A 23,633-nucleotide genomic window follows, 5' to 3' on the forward strand; every position below is an offset into this window, starting at 1 on the left:
CTATACAGGATTTATTCCTTTTTTGTTTTTAGACAATATATTTTACACTACCTAAAATCACCATTAATGATGTATATGATGAGAAATCGTTTGTTTTATTAAAAACAATATTATATACTGATAAAAAAGATTTTGATCACGCTAGTCAGTTAAAATAATAAGGAGATATCAATTGTTAACGACGAAAAAAGTTAGTTTAGGAATAATAGGATCCATACTCATACTCATTTTCTCACAGGTGTCAGCTGAATTAATAGAAACACTGTTAGTTCTCTTTAAAGTTCCAGAATTTATTTCAATTGCGATATCTGGAATCATTTATATTTTTTTAACTTATTTTTTACTGAAACAATTCGTGATAAAATTCTTTCATCGGAATTTAAATGACTTTGGAATCGGACATTTTCATGTAAAGTGGAAGTGGGTCATCATTGGTTTATTATTACCAGTTGTGGTTACAGTTATTTATCTATCTATTCCTGGTCACATTATTTCAACTCACAAGTCCACATTAGAAACCTTAGCAGTCATTAGTCGAGGAATCTTTTTCACAGGTTTTGGTGCAGGTTTTGTAGAGGAGATGGTTTTTCGTGGTATTATCATGACCTTAGTTAAAGAAAAGTGGGGAATGATGATTTCAATAGTTATTCCCTCCTTACTTTTTGGACTAGTTCATATCATTGGGATGTCATTTAATCTTTTAAGTATTTTATTAGTGATGCTTGCTGGAACAATGGTAGGTGTTATGTTTTCACTTATTGCTTATGAGAGTAAAACTGTATGGAATAATGCATTAGTTCATTCATTATGGAATAGTGTGATTATTAGTGGTATCTTTACAATATCAACTAAAGTCGATCCCTATAACATTAGTCACTATTTACTAAGAACAAAGTCCTTCTTAATAACTGGTGGTCAATTTGGAATTGAATCATCACTAATAGCACTATTGGGCTATAGTCTTGTGGCTTACTACGGATACAGTGAACTTAAGAGAGGTTAATAAGACTTATGAAGATAATAAAATTGTGACTACAGTCAGTACGGAAAAAGCTAGTATCACAGCTATATCAGGACAAATAGTCACAGCCATCAAAGGACAATTTAGAACAAAGGTTGAGACAGTTATTGATACTAACAGTACAAAATATGATGCTTTTTAAAACGTTTATTAAAGCGTTTTTTTTTTTAGTACCTTATTAATAAAGATTTAATTATTCAAAATTAGTTTTAAAAAAGGACTTTACTAGAACAAATTTAGAACAAATAATGAAAAATAACTAAAAAACCTTTAAAATCAAGGTTTTTAACTACATCTCTCTGATTAGGACGTATGGTCATTTAATGGCAGAAGTTGAGATGAGTCAACAAAAATAAGTTGTTGATGTATTAGATACTTAAACAAAGAAATGATGTAGACCAAAAGTAGACCAAGTTTGGAAGAAAACAAAAACAAACCCTTATAGAATAAGAGTTTGTACTTATAAAATATCTGCCACCACCGAGAATCGAACTCGGAACGAAGCATTACCATTGCTTTATTATACCATTTAACTATAGCGGCTACTCTATCTATATTACTATAATTTGGACTTGGGTGCAAGACTATTTTTTCAAAAAGTCATCCACAAAAATGCTTTTTTTTGAAATTCAATTTCACACTTTTGAGGAAAATGCTAAATTTGTGAAATTTAGTTACAAATTGGGTCAAATCAAATTGTTTAGGCATTTTAATTATGGTAAAGTAAAAGAAAAAAGCCATCCTTAATAAAATAGGGATGGTCAATCAGGAGGAAAACATATGACATCTGGACATAAAGCCTGGAAGGTCTTAGTAACATTATGTGGTTTATCAGCCGCGACAATTGGTGTTTCCATTAACACTTCTGGTGTTTTTTATGGAGTTGTGTCGGAAGCATTAGGCATTTATCGTGGTTCATTTGCCTTTCATATGACCATCTTTTCAATCGTAACAGCCATTGCGGGACTCTTTGTCATCAAACTTTTGGAAAAGGTTCCCTTCAAGTTATTGATGTGGGTCTCAATTGCTGTAGGTTTTGCCTCAACAGCTTTGATGGGTATGGCCACGCAATTATGGCAATTTTATTTGCTCAGCTTCCTACGTGGCTTTAGCACGGGGATGTTTTCTATCATGACTTTGACTTATATCATTAACTTCTGGTTTAATGAGAAAAATGGTCTTGCGACCAGTATTACCTTAAGCTTTAGCGGTATCATTGGCGCACTAATCTCGCCTATACTGGCAAAAGTGATTCAAAGTCAGGGTTGGCAATTTGCCTTCTTGGTACAAGCATTAATTTTCTTAACTTTCTGTCTGCCTGCTCTGCTATTCCCCTTCAAACTAGACCCAAGACAAGAAGGACTGACAGCTTACGGTTTTAAAGGAAAAGAAGAAGTGGTTGACGAATTAACAGATATAGAACCAACTAGCAACTTTAAAATCAACAGCACCTTAATTGCTATGATTATCTTTGGTGTCAGCTTAAGTTTCATCACTAGTATGGCCCAGCACTTCCCAGGATTTGCGGAAACCCTCAACTTAGATGTCACTGTTGGAGCAAGTTTATTGTCCATGGCCATGCTTGGCAATATTCTTTCAAAATTGGCAGTTGGTTTCCTTTCTGATAAAATAGGAGCTATAAAGGCCAACTTTGTACTAATCTTTGCCCTAACACTCGGTATTCTATTGCTAATCATCGGCAAAACACCGAGCCTCTTAATGCCAGGTGCTTTCTTATTAGGTGCAAGTTTTGGTATTCTAGCCGTTGCCACTCCGCTAATCACGCGTCATATCTATGGTGTTAATGATTATGGAAAAACCTACCCACTTATTGGATTTGCCTCAAACCTAGGTGCAGCCATCGCCTTCTCAGCCATTGGTTTCATCTACGACTTCACCAAGTCTTACTATCCAAGTCTATTTATATTCCTGGCCTTAATTGCCATTGGTAGCCTTGCGGTTATCTATGCCAACAAGAAAGGCAAAGCTTAAAAGGAGAATCCTATGTCAGTAACATTTAGCCCATCAGGTCAAGCAATGCCTGAAAAAACCGTTAACCTCCCCCTTTCAGCCTTCGACAAAATTGAAGGTACCAAAGTTTATTGGTTAGGCAATGCCTCTATCATGATTAACAGTCGTGGAACCATTTTGCTCATTGACCCAATACTTGATAGCTTTGACATGCCCTTGTTAATTGACATGCCAATTGATTCCAAAACCATTCCCAAAATCGACGGGCTCTTGATTTCACATATTGATAATGATCATTTGAGTTTTGAGACATTGGAAAATTGCAAAGCAGTTACAAAAACTTACCATGCCCCAACACACGTGGCAGGAGTCATGAATGAGAAAGGCTTCGCGACAGAAGAACATGCTGTCGGCGCAAGCTTCATGGTTGACGATATTAAGATTACCACAACGCCAACACGCCACAACTGGCAAAATAGCATGTCTAAGTACAATTATCGTGAGTGGAAAGAAGAAGAATATGTGGGTTTCTGGGTTGAAACTGCAGATGGGACCATTTGGCTGCCATCTGATACAAAATTGATGCCAGAGCACTTAGAAATGCCTCAGGCAGATATGATTCTCTTTGATTTTAGTGACAATGACTGGCACATCACGTATGATGGCGCCATTAAAGAAGCTAATACCTATCCAAATGCTGATTTAGTGACCATTCACTGGGGTTCTATTGATGCACCAGATTGGAATACCTTTAATGGTAACCCAGAACAGTTGCGTCAAGATGTGGTTAACCCAGACCGTGTTCATGCCTTGAATGTCGGTGAAGGCTTAGACTTAGTTAAAAAGTAAAACTATCTAAATCTTTAACAAGAAAACATCAGAAAAGCCAAGCTCAATTAAAGAGTTTGGCTTTTTCGCTCGTTGATTTGTTTTTACGGTTAGACTTCATCAGCTCTTAGATCATGCGGCATGCGTTTGAATTCACGTCTTAAGAAGTAAAAGGCTGAGACAAAGGCAATGAAATCAGAGATAGGAGCAGCATACATGACTCCTTCAACTCCCATAAAATGCGGCAGAATGAAGAGTAATGGTAGAAGAACGATGACCTGTTTCATCAAGGATAGAAAGGCACCAATTCTGGCTTTACCAATGGCTTGGAAGAAAGTCGTTGATGCAATTTGGATACCATTGACAAAAACAAAGAAGAGGAAAACACGTAAATACATGATGCCAAACTGAAAATAAAGTTTGGATCCAGTTCCAAAGAGTTCTAAGAATGGTCGGGTGAAAACTTCAAAACTGAAGAAAGCAATAACAGAAATGATGGTTGCTGTTTTCAGGAGCAAGACAGTTGTTTCTTTGACGCGTTCAAGATTTTTAGCCCCGTAGTTGTATCCGATAATCGGCTGAGCCCCTTGGACCAGTCCGATAATGATGGCAATAAATAAGCTATTAATCTTCATGACAATACCAGCCACAGCGATTGCGATATCGCTACCATAAATGGACTCGGCACCAAAACGACGCAACATGTTATTGCTGACAATTTGAATCAGTAACATAGAAGACTGGAAGATAAATGAAGAAGAACCAACCGAAACAATAGCCTTGAAGATATCAGCCCTAATTTTAAAGTCCTTGCCGACCAATTTAACTGATTTAAAATGACGGAAATAGAGTGCCATATAAAGAGCTGAGAGGATCTGACTGATTAAGGTCGCAAAGGCTGCACCTTTAATTCCCCAGCCAAAAACAAAGATAAATATAGGCACTAAAATGGTATTGAGGACAGCCCCAAAGATAATGGCCAACATAGAATGGTTGGGACTGCCGTCAGCACGAATCAGTGGATTGACACTAAAGGTGAAAAGCAAGAAAGGCATACCAAAGGCTGTAATGGAAGTGTAGTCTTGGGCATAAGCCATGGTCGCATCTGTGGCACCAAAAATGATCAGCAATGGCTTCAAAAAGATGATAATCAAAGCAGCAATAATAACACCCGAGAGGACAGAAAGGGATACAGCATTGCCGACTACTTTACTAGCTTTGTCCATTTGTCCGCGACCTAAAGAGAGGTTGAAGTTAGCAGCTCCACCGAGACCGAAGGTTAAGCCAAAGGCAAGACAGAGAATGGTTAAAGGGAAAGCCACACTGGTCGCTGCATTCCCTAAATAGCCAACGCTATGCCCAATAAAAATTTGGTCGACGATATTATAGAGGGAATTGACTAAATTGGCTGTGATAGCTGGCATAGCCATTTTAAAAAGGAGTTGGGGAATGGGTTTTAGTTGAAAATCGTTTGCTTGCATTGTTACCTCGCTATTCTATTCCTGATGATTTTTCTGTAATTTATTTAATAAGTGGCGTAAAATCTCTTTTTCTGAATCGGTCAAAGCAGCAGTAAAGCTTTCTTCAATTTGACCACTTGTTTCCAAAATAAAAAGACTAGCATTTTTAGCCTTGTCGGTTAACATGATGACCTTTGAACGTTTATCCTCAGCGTGACATTGCCGATAAATCCATTGATTCTTCTCAAGATTTTGAAGAATACCAGTGACAGTTGGGTTTGACATAGAAAAGTAATTTTCAATATCAATCTGTCGGACGCTGGCTTCAGGTCTTAAAGTAACGTATTTTAAGATTTTAAACTGACTAGGTGTCAAGCCTTTTGGCGTTAAAATCTGACTAGCAGTCTTATCAAAAGTTTGACTGGTTTTTTTGATTAAGATTCCAATATGATCTTTATACATGACAATTGCATAGTTTCCTATCTAAATGATGCTCCTATTATAACATAGCTTCCTATCTTTTTCGATAGAAATATTTAAAAAAGAGAAAAAATTTTAATTTTTAAAAGTGACCACACATATATTGATATGAGTGGGTTTCTTATAGATACAGAAAAAGGCGCATGTATACATGTAAGCCTTTCCAATGACTAATAATAGCACTCTCTGCCTACTTATGATATAATTTGTCTATCAATTGAGGAAGGAAGGTTTTATGTCTTTCGAAAAAGAATTTATAAAAGACTTTGAAGAATGGGTCCAAACGCAGATTCAAGTCAATCAAGTCGCAATGACGACAAGTCAACAAATTGCTCAGGAAGATGGAGACGAGCGTGCTAAAGATGCTTTCATTCGTTATGAAAGTAAATTAGACGCCTATCAATTTCTTTTAGGCAAATTTGACAATTATCACAATGGTAAATCCTTCCACGACATGCCGGATGATTTATTTGGAAAACGAAACTATTAAAATAGAAAGTAGGAAAGAATTATGGCTAAAGTAAAAAATCGTAAAAAAGAATTGAAACAAGAATTAAAACGTCAAGGTATTATTGGGCAAGAGCATCCAAAAGTGATTACCCTTGATGCTAACACCGATATCACAGCTATCCCTACTGATGCGGAAAGTGTTACAATTACAGAAAAACCAACTTTAGCTGAATTTGCTGAAACACCAGAATTAGAAGGTGTACGTTCAGACGCCGTTGAAAACATTTACGACAAAGGTGTCACATCAACTGATGAATTAAAAGACATGTCAGAAGATGACTTGCTTGAAGTCAAAGGTGTCGGTCCAGCAACTGTTGAAACACTAACAGAAAATGTTGGTATTGATGGCAAGTTGAGCCTTGAGGACTTCTCAAACCTTAAAGAAGTGAAAGATATTCGTTCTGACTTGGTTGAAATGCTCTACCATGAAGGCATCAAATCGAAAGCTGACTTCAAACAATGGACAGAACAAGAAGTTCTTGATATCAACGGAATTGGTCAAGGAACCATTGATAAATTAGTTGAAAATGGCGTTAAATTTAAAAAATAAGCTATCCATGATTGCCTAAAAGCTGCTAATCTGATAGAATAACAGTAATCAGAGTCCTAATGAGTTTGTCTGTTACAGGAAGCGGCAGTATTGAGAAACCCGCACAGATGTCAGAAGGTGTTGCTGAGGCTAACATAATCAATAACAAAGTTGCACATATCACACGGATATGTGAATCTGGGTGGTACCGCGGATAAGCATATTCGTCCCTGTCTAGCTCTAGCTAGATGGGGATTTTTTGTATTTAAAAGAGGGGGAAAAGAAATGATTGAACGTCGCTATACGAGTTTTAAGGATTCTGCTTTGTTTGAAGAAGCTATCGCCTTAACCATGGAAATCAACAGCCACTATCATAGTCCTGAAGAAATCAGAGACCTGATGTCACAAGTGACTGGCCAAAAAGTGCCAGACAGTCTCCGAGTCTTCCCCCCTTTCTATACGGATTTTGGCAAAAACACGACCTTTGAAGAAAATGTCTTTCTCAACTCGGGCTGTCATTTCCAAGATCAAGGAGGCATTCATATTGGCGAAGGTAGTCTAATTGGCCACAATGTGGTACTGGCAACCGTCAATCATGCCCTAGAACCAAGCAAGAACCGCAAGAACTCATATGACTCTATCGTCATTGGCAAACATGTCTGGATTGGTTCCAACGCCACCATTCTCCCAGGAGTAACCGTAGGCGATTGGGCCGTCGTCGCGGCCTCAGCGGTCGTCACTAAAGACGTCCCAGCCTATACCGTCGTCGGTGGCGTCCCAGCCAAAATCCTTAAAGAAGTAGACCCAGAAAGTTGAGGTGGATGATGATCAAAATAAAAGGTGACATTGAAAATAATCAACTCCCAGATATCGAGACGGAGAGGTTAATTCTTCGGGGTCGTCGCTTGTCAGATGCTGAAGCTATCTTTGCTTTTGCAAAGTTGGCAGAGGTCTCATATCCCGCTGGTTTTCCACCCGTTGCGACTATTGAAGACGAAATTCACTATCTAGACACTATTTACCCAGAAAATCTCAAAAAAGAAAAACTCCCATCCGGTTACGGCATCACGCTCAAGGATCAAGATAAGGTCATTGGCTCTGTTGATTTTAATCACCGCCATGAGGACGATGTCTTTGAAATAGGCTATCTCTTGCACCCAGATTATTGGGGACAAGGAATCGTACCTGAAGCGGCTCAAGCTCTTTTAGAATATGGTTTCACCAAATTACAGTTACATAAAATTGAATTGGCCTGCTACAGTTATAACAAGCAAAGCCAGGCTGTCGCTGACAAACTAGGCTTTACTCTAGAAGCGAGAGTCCGCGATAGAAAAGATGCTCAAGACAATCGTTGCGATGATTTACGCTACGGATTACTGAAGACAGAATGGGAGAAAAGACATGAAAACATTTAACTCAAAAGACCTAGTTTGGACTCGCCAACCCAAATCTTATGCGATAAGTGATCAAGAAATCGTCATTGAGACTTTACCACACACCGATTTGTGGCAGCGGACTTATTACCATTTTCAAAATGATAATGCACCCGTTTTGCAGATGACCATTGAAGAAGACTATTTCTCCTTTGTGGTCAAAACTAGTTTTGACAGCAAACACCGCTTTGATCAATGTGGTCTAGTCATGTATTTGGATTCCGAAAACTGGCTGAAAGCATCAATCGAATATGAAAATGAAGATTTCCAACATCTGGGATCAGTTGCTACCAATCAAGGATACTCCGATTGGGCCACCACCGAAATTGATGCCTCAATCAAAGAAATGTGGTACCGCCTCAGCCGTCGTGGCAATGATTTCCGCCTGGAGTGTTCACAAGATGGTCAATCCTTCAAACAAATGCGGATTTGCCACATGGTAAAAGCCAAAGGTCCAATCCAATGCGGTATCTATGCTTGCAGCCCAGAGGATTCTTCCTTCACCGCTCGTTTCACAGACCTAGAAGTGTTAGAATGCCAATGGCCATCTCACGACGGACAGGCGCCGGACGAGGTCACTGAATGAACTTAATCATTATCGGAGCACAGGCTTCTGGCAAAATGACCATAGGCCAAGAAGTCGCCAAATTGACTGAGATGACACTCTTTCATAATCATGAAACCATTGACTTCGTCCTCAAATTTATGCCCTGGTCTAAGGATGCTACGGACTTGATTACAAAAATTCGCTTTGACTTTTTCGAGACTTTTGCAAAAATAGGCCAGCCAATGATTTTCACCATTGTCATCGATTTCGGCGACCCAAACGAAGTGGCATTCTTAGATGCTCTTCAAGGAACTTTTGAAAAAAATAAGCAAGAAGTCCTCTTTGTAGAATTAGAAACCTCACTGGAAGAACGTTTGGTCCGTAATAAAACGGAAAACCGTCTCAAACATAAACCCTTTAAAAGAGATATTGCCTGGTCAAAAAAGGATATTCTCAGCACCATGGAATATGTCACTTTTAACAGCAATGAAGCACCGAAACAGCTACATCATTACCACAAAATCAATAATACTCACAAAAGTGCTCAAGCAGTGGCATTGGAAATAGTGGAAGTGATGAAGAAAATAGAAAATTAAAAAGTATCAAAAAAAGCCAATACACACATAATCAGAAAGGACAATTATGTCAAAAGAACTATCACCAAAATACAACCCAACTGAAGTTGAAGCAGGTCGCTACGACAAGTGGTTAGAACAGGACGTTTTCAAGCCATCAGGCGATAAAACAGCTAAACCTTATTCCATCGTTATTCCACCACCAAACGTTACCGGTAAACTTCACCTTGGCCATGCTTGGGACACAACCCTTCAAGATATTATTATCCGTCAAAAACGGATGCAAGGCTTTGATACCCTATGGTTACCAGGGATGGACCATGCAGGGATTGCGACGCAAGCAAAAGTTGAAGAGCGTCTGCGTGAACAAGGGATTACCCGTTATGACCTTGGTCGCGAAAAATTTCTAGACAAGGTTTGGGAATGGAAAGACGAATATGCTGTGACCATTAAAGAGCAATGGGGTAAGATGGGAATTTCCGTGGATTATTCACGTGAACGTTTCACCCTTGACGAAGGCCTCTCTAAAGCGGTACGCAAGGTTTTCGTTGATTTATACAAAAAAGGCTGGATTTACCGTGGTGAGTTTATTATCAACTGGGATCCGGCTGCCCGCACAGCTTTGTCCGACATCGAAGTTATCCATAAAGACGTGGAAGGGGCCTTTTACCATATGACTTATATGTTGGAAGATGGCTCGCGCGGCTTGCAAGTGGCAACCACTCGACCAGAAACTATGTTTGGAGACGTCGCAGTTGCCGTAAACCCGGAAGATCCTCGTTACAAAGATTTAATCGGTAAAAATGTTGTTTTACCTATCGTGAATAAACTGATTCCAATTGTCGGAGACGAGCATGCCGACCCTGAATTTGGAACTGGTGTCGTTAAAATCACCCCTGCCCATGACCCTAATGATTTCTTAGTTGGACAACGCCATAACTTACCACAAGTCAATGTTATGAATGATGACGGTACCATGAACGAGTTAGCTGGCGAATTTGCTGGTATGGACCGTTTTGAAGCCCGTAAAGCAACCGTTGCTAAATTAGAAGAACTTGGTGCCCTTGTTAACATCGAAAAACGTGTTCACTCAGTAGGTCACTCAGAACGTTCTGGCGCAGTGGTAGAACCGCGTTTATCAACCCAATGGTTTGTTAAAATGGATGAACTTGCTAGACAAGCCATGGATAACCAAGACACTGAAAACCGCGTTGATTTCTACCCACCACGCTTCAATGATACTTTCATGAGCTGGATGGAAAATGTCCATGACTGGGTTATTTCACGCCAATTATGGTGGGGACACCAAATCCCAGCATGGTACAATGCGGAGGGTGACATTTATGTTGGCGAAGAAGCCCCAGAAGGCGAGGGTTGGAAACAAGACGAAGATGTCCTTGACACTTGGTTTTCATCTGCCCTATGGCCATTTTCAACCATGGGTTGGCCAGATACAGAAGCCGAAGACTTCAAACGTTACTTTCCAACGTCAACACTTGTAACAGGTTATGATATCATCTTCTTCTGGGTATCACGGATGATTTTCCAATCCCTTGAATTTACCAATGAACGCCCATTCCAAAATGTCCTTATCCACGGGCTTATCCGTGACGAAGAAGGACGTAAAATGTCTAAATCATTGGGTAACGGTATTGATCCAATGGATGTGGTTGAAAAATATGGTGCTGATGCGCTTCGTTGGTTCCTATCAAACGGTTCTGCCCCAGGCCAAGACGTTCGTTTCTCTTACGAAAAAATGGATGCCTCTTGGAACTTCATTAATAAAATCTGGAACATTTCCCGTTATATTTTAATGAACAACGAAGGCTTGACCCTTGAAGAAGCAGAAAATAATGTGGCTAAAGTCGCTAGCTCAGAAGCAGGAAATGTGACAGACCAATGGATTCTTCACAACCTTAATGAGACTATCGTTAAAGTTACCGAAAACTTTGACAAGTTCGAGTTCGGTGTTGCCGGCCACATCTTGTACAACTTCATTTGGGAAGAGTTCGCCAACTGGTATGTTGAGCTAACTAAGGAAGTGCTTTATTCCGACAATGAAGACGAAAAAGTCATGACCCGCTCAGTCCTCCTTTACACCTTGGACAAAATCTTGCGCCTCCTTCATCCAATCATGCCTTTCGTAACCGAAGAAATCTACGCTCAATATGCCCAAGGCTCAATTGTTACAACAGCTTACCCAGGCGCTAATGATTCTTTTGAGAATGAGGTGGCCCACCGCGGTGTTGAGAGTTTGAAAGACTTGATCCGTTCGGTCCGCAATGCGCGTGCAGAGGTGAACGTTGCACCAAGCAAGGCCATCACCATTTTGATTAAAACGTCAGACAAAGAGCTAGAGGACTTTTTCAAAGCCAACGAAAACTACATCCGACGTTTTACAAACCCTGAAAAATTAGACATCTCAGCTGACCTCCAAGCTCCAGACATGGCTATGACCAGCATCATCACAGGCGCAGAAATCTACCTGCCACTAGCAGACCTACTCAACGTGGACGAAGAGTTAGCCCGCCTGGACAAAGAACTTGCAAAATGGCAAAAAGAACTGGACATGGTAGGCAAAAAACTTGGCAACGAACGCTTCGTAGCTAACGCCAAACCAGAAGTCGTAGCTAAAGAGCGCGACAAGCAGACCGATTACCAAGCTAAGTTTGATGCGACTCAGGAGCGTATCAAAGAGATGAAGAAACTTGTTAAATAGTTAAAATCATCCACTACTTCCTCAGAGTCCTGCCGCTAGACCATCAGTCTAAGCGTCAGGGCTCTTTGTCGTATTGAAGTGATTTTAACTGATTTAACTTAATAATCTTATGATAAAAATGAGCGAGACTTGCCCTACCATCAGTACTGCTGTATCGGACTGCCTCGAATCAACTGCTGATGGAATGTCAGTAATACAAATTAGAAGTACTAATGTTCTCAAATGGGTGATTATTGATATAAAAAACAACTTTTAAAAAATGTAATTTTATAAAAACGCTTTCAAAAGGATGAAATAGTTGTATAATATAATTATTAGGAAAAAGGAGATTCTTATGAAAAGAAAAAATTTTATTGTCATTGGTGCCCTAGCCTTGTTTTCAGTAGCAACTTTATCTGATTTAGCGATAGTAGGTCAAAACCAAAACCAAATTGTTTACGCTGCTAAAAAGAAAAAAGTTAGTAAGAAGCAAAAAGTTAGAAATAATTTTGACAAAATTATTGTTGGAGATATGGCAAATATGGGTGAAGGTGGAAGCACAGTAGATGAGCTTAAGAAAATGTTTGGCGAACCAAATTCAACTAGTACTAGTCAAATTGACGGTGTAAATTCACAAGACCTTACTTGGAGTAAATCAGGTATTACAATTACAATTCAATTTATAGAAAATAAAGCAGTTGCTCGATCAATTACTGGTTTCCAATATCTTAGAAAAGATGTCATTGGACTTAAAGAATATAATGCATTAGCAGATGGTACAAGCTATGAACAAGTTGTTTCACAATTTAAACAGCCAGATAGTATTACTGAAACGATTATCATGGGTTCAAAATCAACAATGGCAACTTGGGTTACAGGTGTTAAAGGTGGATTTGGTTCTGATATGGTATTAACATTTACAGATAATGCACTCACAGGAAAAGCACAAGCTAATTTGAAAGATTAGTATTCAGTAATATTATTACTTTTTTCGTATTAACAAAATTTCAAAATAACATTATACCGCCCCTAGGGGCGGTTTTTTTCTGTCTAATAAAAAATTATTTGCACAATCATGCAAATAATAGATAAAAAACACAGTTATTTGCACAATCATGCAAATAATAGATAAAAAACACAGTTATTTGCACAATCATGCAAATAATATCACAGTGTGATATAATGTTTTTGAGGTGAATCGAATGAAATATATTCAAAGACCAAACTATCAGGCCTTTTTAAATAGGCATCGTGAGAAACAAGTAATTAAAGTGGTAAGTGGTGTAAGACGAGCCGGTAAATCGGTACTTTTCCAACTCTATAAAGACCAACTCTTAGCTTCTGGTGTAAAACCAGAACAGATTATTGCAATCAATTTTGAAGACCTAGCCTATTTTGAACTACGTGATTTTAAAGTACTTAATAATTATATTGTGGATCGATTAACTGATGATGAAATGAATTATGTCTTTCTCGATGAAGTTCAACACGTCGAACAGTTTGAACTAGTAACTGATAGTCTTTTTATTAAAGATAATGTTGATCTTTACTTAACGGGTTCAAACGCCTACTTTATGTCCAGTCAATTGGCAACAAACTTGACGGGTCGCTACGTACAATTAGAGGTTTTACCTTTATCATTTAGTGAGTATGTGACTGGTATGGAGCTCCAAGGAAGTCAATTGAGTAAAACAGAACTCTTTAATACCTACTTATTTAGTGCATTCCCTTATCTTTTACAGACAGAAACTTATCAGGAAAGAATTGACTATCTACAAGGGATATACAATTCAATCCTCTTACATGATATTGTTCCAAGAATAGGAAGTCCAAGTCCTGTTTTGATTGAAAGAATTGTTCGGACACTATTGAGCAGTATTGGTAGTCAAGTTTCAACCAATAAAATCAGAAACACCCTAATTAGTCAGCAAACGCAAATTTCTCACCATGCATTGGATAATTATTTGGATACCTTAACAGACAGTCTACTTTTTTATGCCGTACCACGCTTTGATGTTAAAGGTCGATCATTATTACAAAGACTAGAAAAATATTATCCCGTCGATTTAGGATTTAGAAATTTATTATTACCAGATCACCAAGCAGATTTAGGTCATATGATTGAAACGATTGTTTTTCTAGAATTAAAGAGACGTTACCATAAAGTTTATGTGGGCAATATTGATAAATACGAAGTCGATTTCGTTGCTGTAACTGACCTTGGGGAATATGCCTATTTTCAAGTTAGTCTCACCACCTTGGACCCAGTAACCTTGGAAAGAGAATTGAGACCATTACAAGCTATTAATGATCAGTATCCAAAATACCTGCTGACATTAGATCAGATTCAAAGCCAAGCCAATTATGAAGGAATTGAAAAAGTAAACCTTATTGATTGGTTATTAGGAGATATGAAATCTTAAATTCAATTAAGGTAGGTTATCCAAGCCGTATCGTCTGAAAGGCCGCTGTAGCCGGCTTGACTGCCAATATTTTGTTGCTGAAGGTGTAGGAAATTGGAGAAAAATTAAAAGCCACACAAGTGGCTTTTTTGATGATTATTTGAAGTAGAAGAAGATGAACTTATTCAATAACTTTATTCTTTTTTGCAGAAAATTCTTTACTCTGCTTCTTTAAAAAATCAAGTAACTCAGGGCTAACCGACTCACCATCAATAATAAAGGCTTGAATATCATTGATAAAGAGATAAATAGTAGTATCCGTAATGTTCATTCTAAAAATATCTGAATAGCGATAAGAAGCAGACCCTTTAGATTGAACTGTCTTAAAGTGATCTTGAAAAAAAGAATAGTGAATCTCTTCGTTTTGGATACTTTTCGTTTGAAGATAATATTTTTTTGCTCTCCAACTAACCATCCCCTTCATGATAAAAGGAAAAGTAATTGCAAAGAGAAGAAGAAATAGGAAAGAACCATAAGCTTTGGATAGAAATAGTAAGAGTATAACAGAACCCAAAAAGAGACAATACCAAAGACGATATTTTCTCACTTTCATCACAAAAAGAGTGCGGTTCATAGCTAAATAAGTCTCTAGAGTAATCTGAGCCCTAGCCTCAAACAAAGGAATTTGACTGTCCATACTGCCTCCAAATAAGATATTCTCAAGAGTATTTTAGCATAATACAACATTTAATCACACTTATATTAAAAGGAAATTTGTAATTTTAATACATTCATTAATTTTTTAAACGATTTCAAAAAATTAATACTTGTTATATAATAGTAATAGAAAAAAAGGTAAAATTAATAAAAAAAACCTTTAAAAGTCATAAAAACTAAGGAAGTAAAAATCAATGTTAAAAGTTGTTGAGGCCTTTTCGGGAATTGGTGCTCAAAAAGAGGCTCTGGAAAGAGCAGAAATTGAACATGAAATATTAAGGACAATTGAGTGGGATATCAATGCCATTTATGCTTATGATGTAATGCATCATAGTGATTTGACACCTTCTGAACTAAGTAAGGATGAAATTGTAAACGATCTTGCGAATGTTATTTTAAGTTCTGATGGAAAAAAACCTCTTACACAAAGAAGCATAAGATATATTAGTGAAAGTAAATTAAAAAGATTGCATGCAGCAATTGTAAGAAATAAGAATTTATGTGATATTACAAAAGTTGTAGGAGAAGACATACCAGAAAACACTGATCTAATAACATATAGTTTCCCTTGTCAAGATCTATCAAATGGGTCTGCTTGGTATAATAAAGATAATGAAGGAATAAAAAAAGGTGCGGAGACAAGATCAGGTTTATTATGGGAAATTGAGAGAATATTAAAAGAAAAAAGACAAAAAAACATGATTTTACCCAGATTTTTGTTAATGGAAAATGTAAATGCAATTACTTCGCCAAAACATAATGAGAATTTCTTGCATTGGCAAAAAGAACTGGAGAGTTTGGGCTATGTTAATAAAGTTTATAGGTTGAATGCTTTAAATTTTGGTGTTCCACAATCAAGATCACGTACATTCATGCTATCTGTTAGATATGATGGAAATGAAGAAATCATTTTTTCTGATTTAGAGTCTTATAAGTCAGAAAAAAAATATGATTTAAGTGATTACTTGAGATTAGATAATATTTCTGAGTCAATTGAGTCTATTCCAAATTATACTCCAAGTAGAGCAAAAATTAGAAATAATAATATAGAATTAGCAAGAGATAATAAGATATTGGCCGATTACACAAAAACAATTTCTACAAAACAAGACAGAAATCCAAATGCTGGTATAATCATGTTTCAAAATAAAATGCGTTATTTAACGCCACGAGAAACATTTTTACTAATGGGGTTTACTGAAAAAAAATTCGATAAATTGAAAAGTGAAAATATTAAAAGTCAATATTTAAGTAATAGTCACTTTTATAAAATGTCTGGCAATTCAATCGTTGTAGATGTACTTGTACAGATATTTTTAGAGATTGAAAGAATTAATGGAGTCTATTTTAATGAATAATTTTCAAACATTAATACCAGATGCCTATAATTTAATTGAAAGTCAGAGATCAGTAGGATATATATTTGAAACTGCTGTAGCTGATATTATAGATAATTCTATATCTGCCAAGGCAAAAAAAATACTATTAAATGCTAATACAGAATCTCGAAACTTGACAATTACTGATAATGGGATTGGAATGAATAAAAAAGAGTTACTTCAAGCAATGAGGTATGGATCAAAGTCATCTTTAGATGCCCGTGAAAAAGATGACCTTGGTCGCTTTGGTTTGGGTTTAAAGATGGCTTCTTTTAGTCAGTGTAGAAAACTTACAGTAATTTCAAAACAATCTAATTCCCTAATAGGGGCTGTCTGGGATTTGGATTTAGTAAAAGAAAAGAATTCATGGATAATCCAAGTTTTATCTGAAGATGAAATAAGTAAAAATGTTAATACAGATCCTCTAATGGATTTTTCTTCTGGAACAATGGTACAGTGGGAAAAGTTTGACAAAATCGAACAACATGCTGACTTTCAAAATAATTTTGACGAAACCATGGAGAGAACTGAAGATCACCTTTCATTAGTTTTTCATAGATTTATCCAGTCAGGTAATTTATCAATTTTTTTAAACGATAGAAAAATTGATTATGTTGATCCATTCTTTACATCAAACAAAGCCACTCAACCAAAATCCCCTGATGTCATTTTAGAAAAAAATCGTAATTCTAGAATAGAAGTTCAACCGTTTATTGTACCTTATCAAAATAAATTAACACAGAAGGAACGACATGTTTTAAAAAAATTTGAAAATAATCAATTGAATCCAGGATTATATGTATATAGGAATAAGAGACTTATTGCTTGGGGAAAATGGTTTAAACTTGTGAGACCAAATGAGTTAGCAAATTTGGCAAAAATTCAAATTGACATTCCAAATACGATGGATGATTTATGGGAAATAGATGTAAAAAAATCACAACTTAAAATACCATCTAGCATTAGAGAACAACTCAGAAGTATTATTTCTAAAAGTATTGGAGAGTCAGAGAGAGTCTACAAACACAGAGGTACAATTCGAAATAAAGATAATATGCATTATATCTACAATCGAGTTGAAAAAGATGAATCAGTAGCTTATCAAATTAATCGAGAGAACCCACTTATCCAACAATTACAAAATAACTTATCTGATATTGACAATAGACTACTGAGTGTATTGTTAAATCAATTAGAGAATTTTTTACCATTAGAAAGTATTCAATATGATATGGCTAGTAAGAGAGAGATTAATAAAAATAATATTGATGATGATAAAATCTACGAAGAATTAATGTTAATAATCGGCAATCAAAACTCAAAAGCTAGTAAATTAAAATTGATTGAATATCTAAAAACTTCAGAAAATTACTCAGATAAAATTAGTATTTTTAAAAGAATAGAGGATAATTTGAATGATTGACTATGACAAAATTAATAAGCATTTTGAAACAGCACGGAGTGCAATTATTGCTGATGAGTTATCAACAAAAGAAGAAATAACAGAGCATCTTTTAAAGTTAAATAAAATTTTATTTGAGATGGATGATGTGACATTTGAAGAACTAGTTAGACAAGTTTTCTCAACTGTAGATATTTCATTAGAGTCAGGTAATATCCTAACTAAACAAAAAAATTCAAATTGGTTTGTAGATAGTAGGAGTGAAAGGGGTCAAAGAAGATTTACAGCTTATGAAAAATATTTAGCATATGTTTCTCATTATTCATCTAAAACAATTACTGGAATTAGTAATTCGATGGATAAAGTAATGAATAATATTGGTGATCCAAATTTAGACAGTTCATTTTCAGTTAAAGGCTTGGTTATTGGTGATGTTCAATCAGGTAAAACAGGGAATTTTATTGCTTTAATGAATAAAGCAGCAGATGCGGGGTATAATGTAATCATAGTTACCACAGGCACGATTGAGAAATTAAGAAGACAAACTCAAGAAAGAATTGAACAAGGTTTTGGTGGTTTTGATTCCGGTGAATTTGATATATCAAAAACAATCAAACGATGGGATAAAGATTTAGAAGCTTTAATGATTACGACTAAAGATGCTGATTTTAAAAAGAATGTGAATTTCACAACAGGTATTTCAAAATCAGTGCCAATGGTAGCAGTAATCAAAAAAAATAAAACATCATTGGAGAGTTTGGCATCGTGGCTTGAAAAACATAATGGGTTATATATTGACAGAAGTTTATTATTTATAGATGATGAAGCAGACAATGCTACTATTAATACAAGAAATTCTGAGGATCCGACAACAATTAATAAAGGAATAAGAAAAATTCTTAGTTTATTCAAACGATCAAGTTATGTTGGATTTACAGCTACACCTTTTGCAAATATCTTAATTGATCATAATGAAAACAAGGATTTGTTTCCTACAGACTTTATTCAAATTCTTGATACTCCAACAAATTATATGGGGGCAAATGTTATCTTTCCTGAAGGAAGTAAGTATCATTCTATTTTAAAATATAATGATGATGCTGAAGATTTAATCCCTCTAACAATACCGAAATCTGAACGATTAAATTTTCTTGTTGAGGATTTGCCAGCTAGTTTAAAAAGAGCAATAAAAATATTTTTTTTACAAAATACAATTCGAGATCTTCGCGGAGATAAATCTAAGCATAGGTCTATGCTTGTAAATGTAAGCTATTTAACACATATTCAAGAACAAGTTAAAGAATTGATTGAAAATGAGGTTGGTGAACTTAAAAGAAATATAAAACTCCATATTCTTCAAAAAGATAATAGTATACATAAGGAATTGGAAAAATTATTTAACGAAGAATTTTATTCAATACCAGAAACTTGGGAAGATGTATATAGAATCCTTTATCAATCTACAGATTCAATTATTACCGAAGTAATAAATGCAAAAAATAAATCCTTCCAATATGAGGACTTTCCGAATGGTGCAAGAGTTATTGCAGTTGGTGGTTTTGCACTATCAAGAGGATTAACATTAGAAGGACTATCTATAAGTTACTTATATAGAAATACATTAATGTACGATACATTAATGCAAATGGGACGATGGTTTGGTTATAGACCAAACTATGATGATATAGTGAAACTATACATGCCAGCTAGATCAATTGATTGGTATTCTCAAATTATGGAAGCTGTTAATGATTTGAAAAATCAAATAATATCAATGGTAAATCAACATAAGACACCTGAAGAATTTGGACTTTATATCAAAGATGCGGATAATCAAGATGAAGCAATTCTTTTAATTACTTCGAGAAATAAAATGAAAAATGCACTTTCACAAGATGTAAATATCAGAATATCTGGTGATTTTAAAGAAACCACGAAATTAAGTAAAGATAACTCAATAGAAAATAGAAAGATTATTAATGAATGGATAAATATTAATAGAGAAAAATTTGATAATAATTTATTAATAAAAAATGCAGATATTTCAATCGTAGAATCTTTACTAAAAAATTATGACTACGGTAGTTATAATAAATTAAATTCATATGTTATTGACGAAGTTATTAAAGAGTTCAAATACTTTGACGTTCAAATCGCAGCAAATGAGGGATCGAGTCTAGGGAACTTAAAAAATAAGATTCGTTCGTTTAGGTATGAACCAAAATTAAAAGTTGTTGCATTATCAAATTCTCGTCTAGGTTCTCCTACAGATGGAAAATTTGGACTAAGTAAAGAACAAGTTGAAAATGCAAAAGAAAAAAAGTTCAATCAGCAAAAACAATATTTTTCAGAGTTTAGTCAAGATGAAAGAAATCCATTAATAGTATTATATCCTCTTACTTTGAATCCAAAAGACGATGAAGATTCAAAAAAATTTGCTTCGGAAAATGAGGGTGAGACATTTTGGGCAATTTCATTAGGCGTACCCAGAACAAATAAAAAAACATTAACTTACAAAACAAAAATGAATACAGTCCTTCAACAACAATTAATTGAAGGTGATAAAATCGATATTTTGGCAAGTTCTGATGAGGAAGAGGACGATATTGAATAATATAGAGTTAAATACTTTTAAATTTGATACATATAAATTAATCCCTAGTGTGACTGCAATTCAAGTTTTTAAAGGTTCTGACATTTTGGGTAATTTATCTATTGCGTTTATTTTCCAGAAAGAACCTAAGTTAGAAATAAATACAAAAAAAATTTCAAGTAGAATAATAAAAGCTGAGAATGAATTTAGATTTTTCATATCTCTCAATCAAAGTGACAGTAATTCAATAGAAATTTTTAATTTATTTACGAATGATTTGACTAGTAGTATTAAAGAGGCTGATACAGAAAAAGAAGTACAAAGACTACTTTCAAATCGTATACGGTATTGGTCAGATTTTTTTAAAAGAGAAAAAAATAAATTAAAAGAGACAACAATACTAGGTTTAATTGGAGAATTATGGTTTTTAAATACAGTCTTAATTGAAAAAATCGGAGTAGAGGACTCAGTGAAATCATGGATTGGTCCTAAAGGAGCAAATCAAGATTTTATAACGAAAGAAAAAATTTTTGAAATAAAGACTCATAATATTCAATCTCAAACAATAAAAATATCAAATGAGAATCAGTTAAATGAAAATACGAATTTAACTGTAATTGGTGTTGAAAAATCAAGTTCAATTAACCAACATGCATATACTCTATCTAAGTTAGTAAATACAATTAATTTTAAAATCAGTGATCCAGAAACCCTGCTAATTTTTCAAAGAAAATTACTAGATATGGATTTATTTCCATTGGAAAACTTAGGTGTATATGATGATTCTGCATATTCAATAAAAAAGATACAATACTTTAGAATTAGTGAAAATTTTCCAATATTACATCAATCTAAAATTCCGAAAGCAATCGTAAAATATAATTATGATCTCCTGTTGAGTGGAATTTCTGACTTCGTTATAAGTGAGGAGGAATTATGGAACTGATAGAATTTTATAATTCTTATATTGAGGAAAGAAATGAGAATAGACAAATAGCTGAAACAACATTTGAGGAAGAATTTTTTAACTCATATTTAGACTTTCTAATTGAAAATGATGAAATAATTGGAGATCCGGTTTTTCTTCATTTTGAGATTCCTTTAGCACGATCTCAAAAAGCACAAATATCTGGATACTCCTATAATGAACTTGATGGTGTACTTTATTTAATTTCAGTTGATAATTTAAATTTAACAGATGAAATTTCAACGTTAACAACTGTGGAAGGTGAAAAGTTATTTAAACGAGCAAAAAATTTTTTCAAATATTCAAATGAAATATCACAAAATGGAGAGGAATCAAATGAGGCTGTATCACTTGCTTATGATTTAGCCACTTATCAGAAGAATAGTAATAGTTTATTCAATAACCTATCGGCAATAAAAGTATTGATTTTTACAGATAAAAAGCTTAGTAGAAGTCTTACTAGAAATGATGATGAATTAATAGGTGAAATTAAAGTTTCAGTTCAGTATGTAGGAATTGAAAGAATATTTGAGTTGGCAAATAGCAGAAAAGGAAAAATTGATATTGAAATTGATTTATCTGATTATGATAGAATTCCAGCAATAAAAGCAAATGAAACTTTAGATTATGAATCATACTTATGTAATATTAATGGTTTTACACTAGCTAGGTTATACAATAATTACGGAAGTAGTCTTATAGAGAGTAATGTGAGATCATTTTTACAAACTAGAGGTAACGTTAATAAGGGGATTAGATTAACAATTCTAAAAGAACCTGAAAAATTTTTCGCTTATAATAATGGTCTAACTTGCACTGCAAAAAGTGTTTCATTTTTTGAAAACCATATAATAAAAATTACGGGTTTACAAATTGTAAATGGTGGACAAACAACTGCAAGCTTAGCAAATGTACTTTTAAATGATAAAAACGGAGAAGAGAAATTACATTTGGTATCAGTTCCAATGAAATTAAATGTAATTAAAAATTTAGATATTGAAGACGAATTAGTTCCAGCAATTTCTAGATATGCTAATTCTCAAAATAAAGTATCAGAAGTTGATCTTGCAAGTAATCATCCTTTTCATAAGAAAATCGAAGAGTTATCAAGAAAAACTTCAACTCCTGCAGCAGATGGATTTTCACATGGCACATACTGGTATTACGAGAGAGCGGCAGGTCAGTACGCACAAGAAACATATAAAATGCCAAAAAGTCAGAAAAATAAATTTTTACAATTTAATCCTAAAAATCAAATGTTTAGGAAATCTGATTTAGCAAAATATTTTAGTATTTATAATCAAAAACCTGACATGGCTTCAAAAGGTGGTCAAACTGCATTTAAAGATTTTACATCTTGGATAATTAATACTTGGGAAAAAGATCCTAATACTATAAATCAAGAATTTTATAAAGAAATGATTTCTAACATTATTTTGTTTAAAGCTTTAGATAAAGAAACAAAAAATGGTGCTGGTGTAAATGGTTATAAAGCAAATATTAATGCGTATACTTTGTCCTATTTTTATTGGTATATTGAAAATAAGATCAATATGAAATTTGACTATTCTAAAATTTGGCAAAGACAACAAGTACCAAAAGAAGTTCTCGAATTTTTTAACGATGTTTCTTATCAAGTGAGAGATATTTTGACAAGTACAGATGGAAATGTAACTGAGTATGCTAAAAAAGGTATTGCTTGGACTAATATTAAAGAAAAAATTAATTGTTTTTCTGACTACGATTTAGGATTGGTAACAATGTCAAAGAATGAATTAAAATCTATTAAAAAAGATGCTCTAAAATATGAAAAAGAAACAAATGACATATTAGATACAAGTCTAGTATATAAAAAATTAGATGAAAATCTGGATTATTATATTACTCTATTTTCATTTATGCAACAGCATAAGGTGGAATTTAGTCCTTCAGAACATAGTGTAATCAGTTTACTTACACAAAATAAATATTTATCTGATAAACAATGCAAAATCGCACTAAATGCTATTAAAAAAGCTGAATTAGAGGGATTTGGAATTGACAATTAATTATTAGTAAAACAATTGTAAATCTAAAAAGTATCGAATTTTTTCGATGCTTTTTCTGATTTTTATAAACTTT

Annotated in this window: 21 protein-coding genes and 1 tRNA gene; 18 read left to right on the plus strand and 4 right to left on the minus strand. The window is 34.6% G+C overall.

The window, feature by feature from the left end:
- Window positions 1–172 precede the first annotated feature (172 nt).
- Both A9Q68_RS00170 and A9Q68_RS11030 read left to right on the plus strand, forming a co-directional pair.
- A complete protein-coding gene (locus tag A9Q68_RS00170) occupies window positions 173–1,003 on the plus strand; it encodes a CPBP family intramembrane glutamic endopeptidase (RefSeq protein ID WP_071792632.1) in 831 nt (276 codons plus the stop codon).
- 25 nt (window positions 1,004–1,028) lie between these two features.
- On the plus strand, window positions 1,029–1,163 hold the full coding sequence (locus A9Q68_RS11030) for a hypothetical protein (RefSeq protein WP_276204026.1): 135 nt from the start codon (window positions 1,029–1,031) through the stop codon (window positions 1,161–1,163).
- 330 nt (window positions 1,164–1,493) lie between these two features.
- On the opposite strand, the gene A9Q68_RS00180 is transcribed toward A9Q68_RS11030, so the two are convergent.
- Window positions 1,494–1,564: transfer RNA gene (locus A9Q68_RS00180), tRNA-Thr, on the minus strand.
- 237 nt (window positions 1,565–1,801) lie between these two features.
- Between A9Q68_RS00180 and A9Q68_RS00185 the strand changes: the two genes are divergently transcribed.
- Together A9Q68_RS00185 and A9Q68_RS00190 are read left to right on the plus strand one after the other, a co-directional pair.
- Window positions 1,802–3,013 (plus strand): MFS transporter, encoded by a 1,212-nt coding sequence (locus tag A9Q68_RS00185; protein WP_071792634.1) that lies wholly within the window; start codon window positions 1,802–1,804, stop codon window positions 3,011–3,013.
- Window positions 3,014–3,025: 12 nt separating this feature from the next.
- Window positions 3,026–3,841 (plus strand): MBL fold metallo-hydrolase, encoded by an 816-nt coding sequence (locus A9Q68_RS00190; RefSeq protein ID WP_071792635.1) that lies wholly within the window; start codon window positions 3,026–3,028, stop codon window positions 3,839–3,841.
- 89 nt (window positions 3,842–3,930) lie between these two features.
- Here the strand turns inward: A9Q68_RS00190 and A9Q68_RS00195 are convergent, their stop codons facing one another.
- The gene (locus tag A9Q68_RS00195; RefSeq protein ID WP_071792636.1) at window positions 3,931–5,301 is read right to left on the minus strand and encodes an MATE family efflux transporter; all 1,371 of its coding nucleotides are present in this window, start codon (window positions 5,299–5,301) and stop codon (window positions 3,931–3,933) included.
- A gap of 15 nt (window positions 5,302–5,316) precedes the next feature.
- Window positions 5,317–5,742: a MarR family winged helix-turn-helix transcriptional regulator gene (locus tag A9Q68_RS00200; RefSeq protein WP_071792637.1), complete on the minus strand. Its 426-nt coding sequence runs from the start codon at window positions 5,740–5,742 to the stop codon at window positions 5,317–5,319.
- A gap of 253 nt (window positions 5,743–5,995) precedes the next feature.
- Here A9Q68_RS00200 and A9Q68_RS00205 point away from each other — a divergent pair, with 253 nt between their 5' ends.
- The 9 genes from A9Q68_RS00205 (at window position 5,996) to A9Q68_RS00245 (ending at window position 14,475) form a co-directional block, all read left to right on the plus strand.
- On the plus strand, window positions 5,996–6,250 hold the full coding sequence (locus A9Q68_RS00205; protein WP_037593334.1) for a DUF1912 family protein: 255 nt from the start codon (window positions 5,996–5,998) through the stop codon (window positions 6,248–6,250).
- 21 nt (window positions 6,251–6,271) lie between these two features.
- Entirely contained in the window at window positions 6,272–6,820 is a 549-nt protein-coding gene (locus A9Q68_RS00210; RefSeq protein WP_071792638.1) for a helix-hairpin-helix domain-containing protein, read from the plus strand.
- A gap of 264 nt (window positions 6,821–7,084) precedes the next feature.
- Window positions 7,085–7,615 (plus strand): DapH/DapD/GlmU-related protein, encoded by a 531-nt coding sequence (locus A9Q68_RS00215; RefSeq protein ID WP_071792639.1) that lies wholly within the window; start codon window positions 7,085–7,087, stop codon window positions 7,613–7,615.
- 8 nt (window positions 7,616–7,623) lie between these two features.
- Window positions 7,624–8,214, plus strand: a complete 591-nt coding sequence (locus A9Q68_RS00220) for a GNAT family N-acetyltransferase (RefSeq protein ID WP_046388284.1) — start codon at window positions 7,624–7,626, stop codon at window positions 8,212–8,214.
- The gene (locus A9Q68_RS00225; protein WP_046388283.1) at window positions 8,201–8,818 is read left to right on the plus strand and encodes a DUF1349 domain-containing protein; all 618 of its coding nucleotides are present in this window, start codon (window positions 8,201–8,203) and stop codon (window positions 8,816–8,818) included. The genes A9Q68_RS00220 and A9Q68_RS00225 overlap by 14 nt, the downstream gene beginning before the upstream one ends.
- Entirely contained in the window at window positions 8,815–9,375 is a 561-nt protein-coding gene (locus tag A9Q68_RS00230; protein ID WP_071792640.1) for a shikimate kinase, read from the plus strand. The genes A9Q68_RS00225 and A9Q68_RS00230 overlap by 4 nt, the downstream gene beginning before the upstream one ends.
- A 46-nt stretch (window positions 9,376–9,421) precedes the next feature.
- Window positions 9,422–12,073: a valine--tRNA ligase gene (locus tag A9Q68_RS00235; RefSeq protein WP_071792641.1), complete on the plus strand. Its 2,652-nt coding sequence runs from the start codon at window positions 9,422–9,424 to the stop codon at window positions 12,071–12,073.
- 334 nt (window positions 12,074–12,407) lie between these two features.
- Window positions 12,408–13,019 (plus strand): DUF3862 domain-containing protein, encoded by a 612-nt coding sequence (locus tag A9Q68_RS00240; protein WP_071792642.1) that lies wholly within the window; start codon window positions 12,408–12,410, stop codon window positions 13,017–13,019.
- A 235-nt stretch (window positions 13,020–13,254) separates the two neighbouring features.
- Entirely contained in the window at window positions 13,255–14,475 is a 1,221-nt protein-coding gene (locus A9Q68_RS00245; protein WP_071792643.1) for an ATP-binding protein, read from the plus strand.
- 160 nt (window positions 14,476–14,635) lie between these two features.
- Here A9Q68_RS00245 and A9Q68_RS00250 read toward each other — a convergent pair whose 3' ends face one another.
- Window positions 14,636–15,151 carry a YcxB family protein gene (locus A9Q68_RS00250; protein ID WP_071792644.1) on the minus strand — a complete coding sequence of 172 codons (516 nt, stop codon included), beginning with the start codon at window positions 15,149–15,151 and terminating at the stop codon, window positions 14,636–14,638.
- Between the two features lie 214 nt (window positions 15,152–15,365).
- Here A9Q68_RS00250 and dcm point away from each other — a divergent pair, with 214 nt between their 5' ends.
- From dcm to A9Q68_RS00275, 5 genes are read left to right on the plus strand one after another with little or no spacing between them, the layout of a single operon-like run.
- Window positions 15,366–16,529 (plus strand): DNA (cytosine-5-)-methyltransferase, encoded by a 1,164-nt coding sequence (gene dcm, locus A9Q68_RS00255; RefSeq protein ID WP_071792645.1) that lies wholly within the window; start codon window positions 15,366–15,368, stop codon window positions 16,527–16,529.
- Window positions 16,522–17,973, plus strand: a complete 1,452-nt coding sequence (locus A9Q68_RS00260) for an ATP-binding protein (RefSeq protein ID WP_071792646.1) — start codon at window positions 16,522–16,524, stop codon at window positions 17,971–17,973. Before dcm ends, A9Q68_RS00260 begins: the two co-directional genes overlap by 8 nt.
- Entirely contained in the window at window positions 17,966–20,566 is a 2,601-nt protein-coding gene (locus A9Q68_RS00265) for a Z1 domain-containing protein (protein ID WP_071792647.1), read from the plus strand. Before A9Q68_RS00260 ends, A9Q68_RS00265 begins: the two co-directional genes overlap by 8 nt.
- Window positions 20,559–21,491 (plus strand): PD-(D/E)XK motif protein, encoded by a 933-nt coding sequence (locus A9Q68_RS00270; protein ID WP_165605213.1) that lies wholly within the window; start codon window positions 20,559–20,561, stop codon window positions 21,489–21,491. The genes A9Q68_RS00265 and A9Q68_RS00270 overlap by 8 nt, the downstream gene beginning before the upstream one ends.
- On the plus strand, window positions 21,482–23,560 hold the full coding sequence (locus tag A9Q68_RS00275) for an AIPR family protein (RefSeq protein WP_071792649.1): 2,079 nt from the start codon (window positions 21,482–21,484) through the stop codon (window positions 23,558–23,560). The genes A9Q68_RS00270 and A9Q68_RS00275 overlap by 10 nt, the downstream gene beginning before the upstream one ends.
- Window positions 23,561–23,633: the final 73 nt, after the last annotated feature.

It is taken from the genome of Streptococcus bovimastitidis, from assembly GCF_001885095.1.
In the GTDB taxonomy this organism is placed as follows: Bacteria; Bacillota; Bacilli; order Lactobacillales; family Streptococcaceae; genus Streptococcus; species Streptococcus bovimastitidis.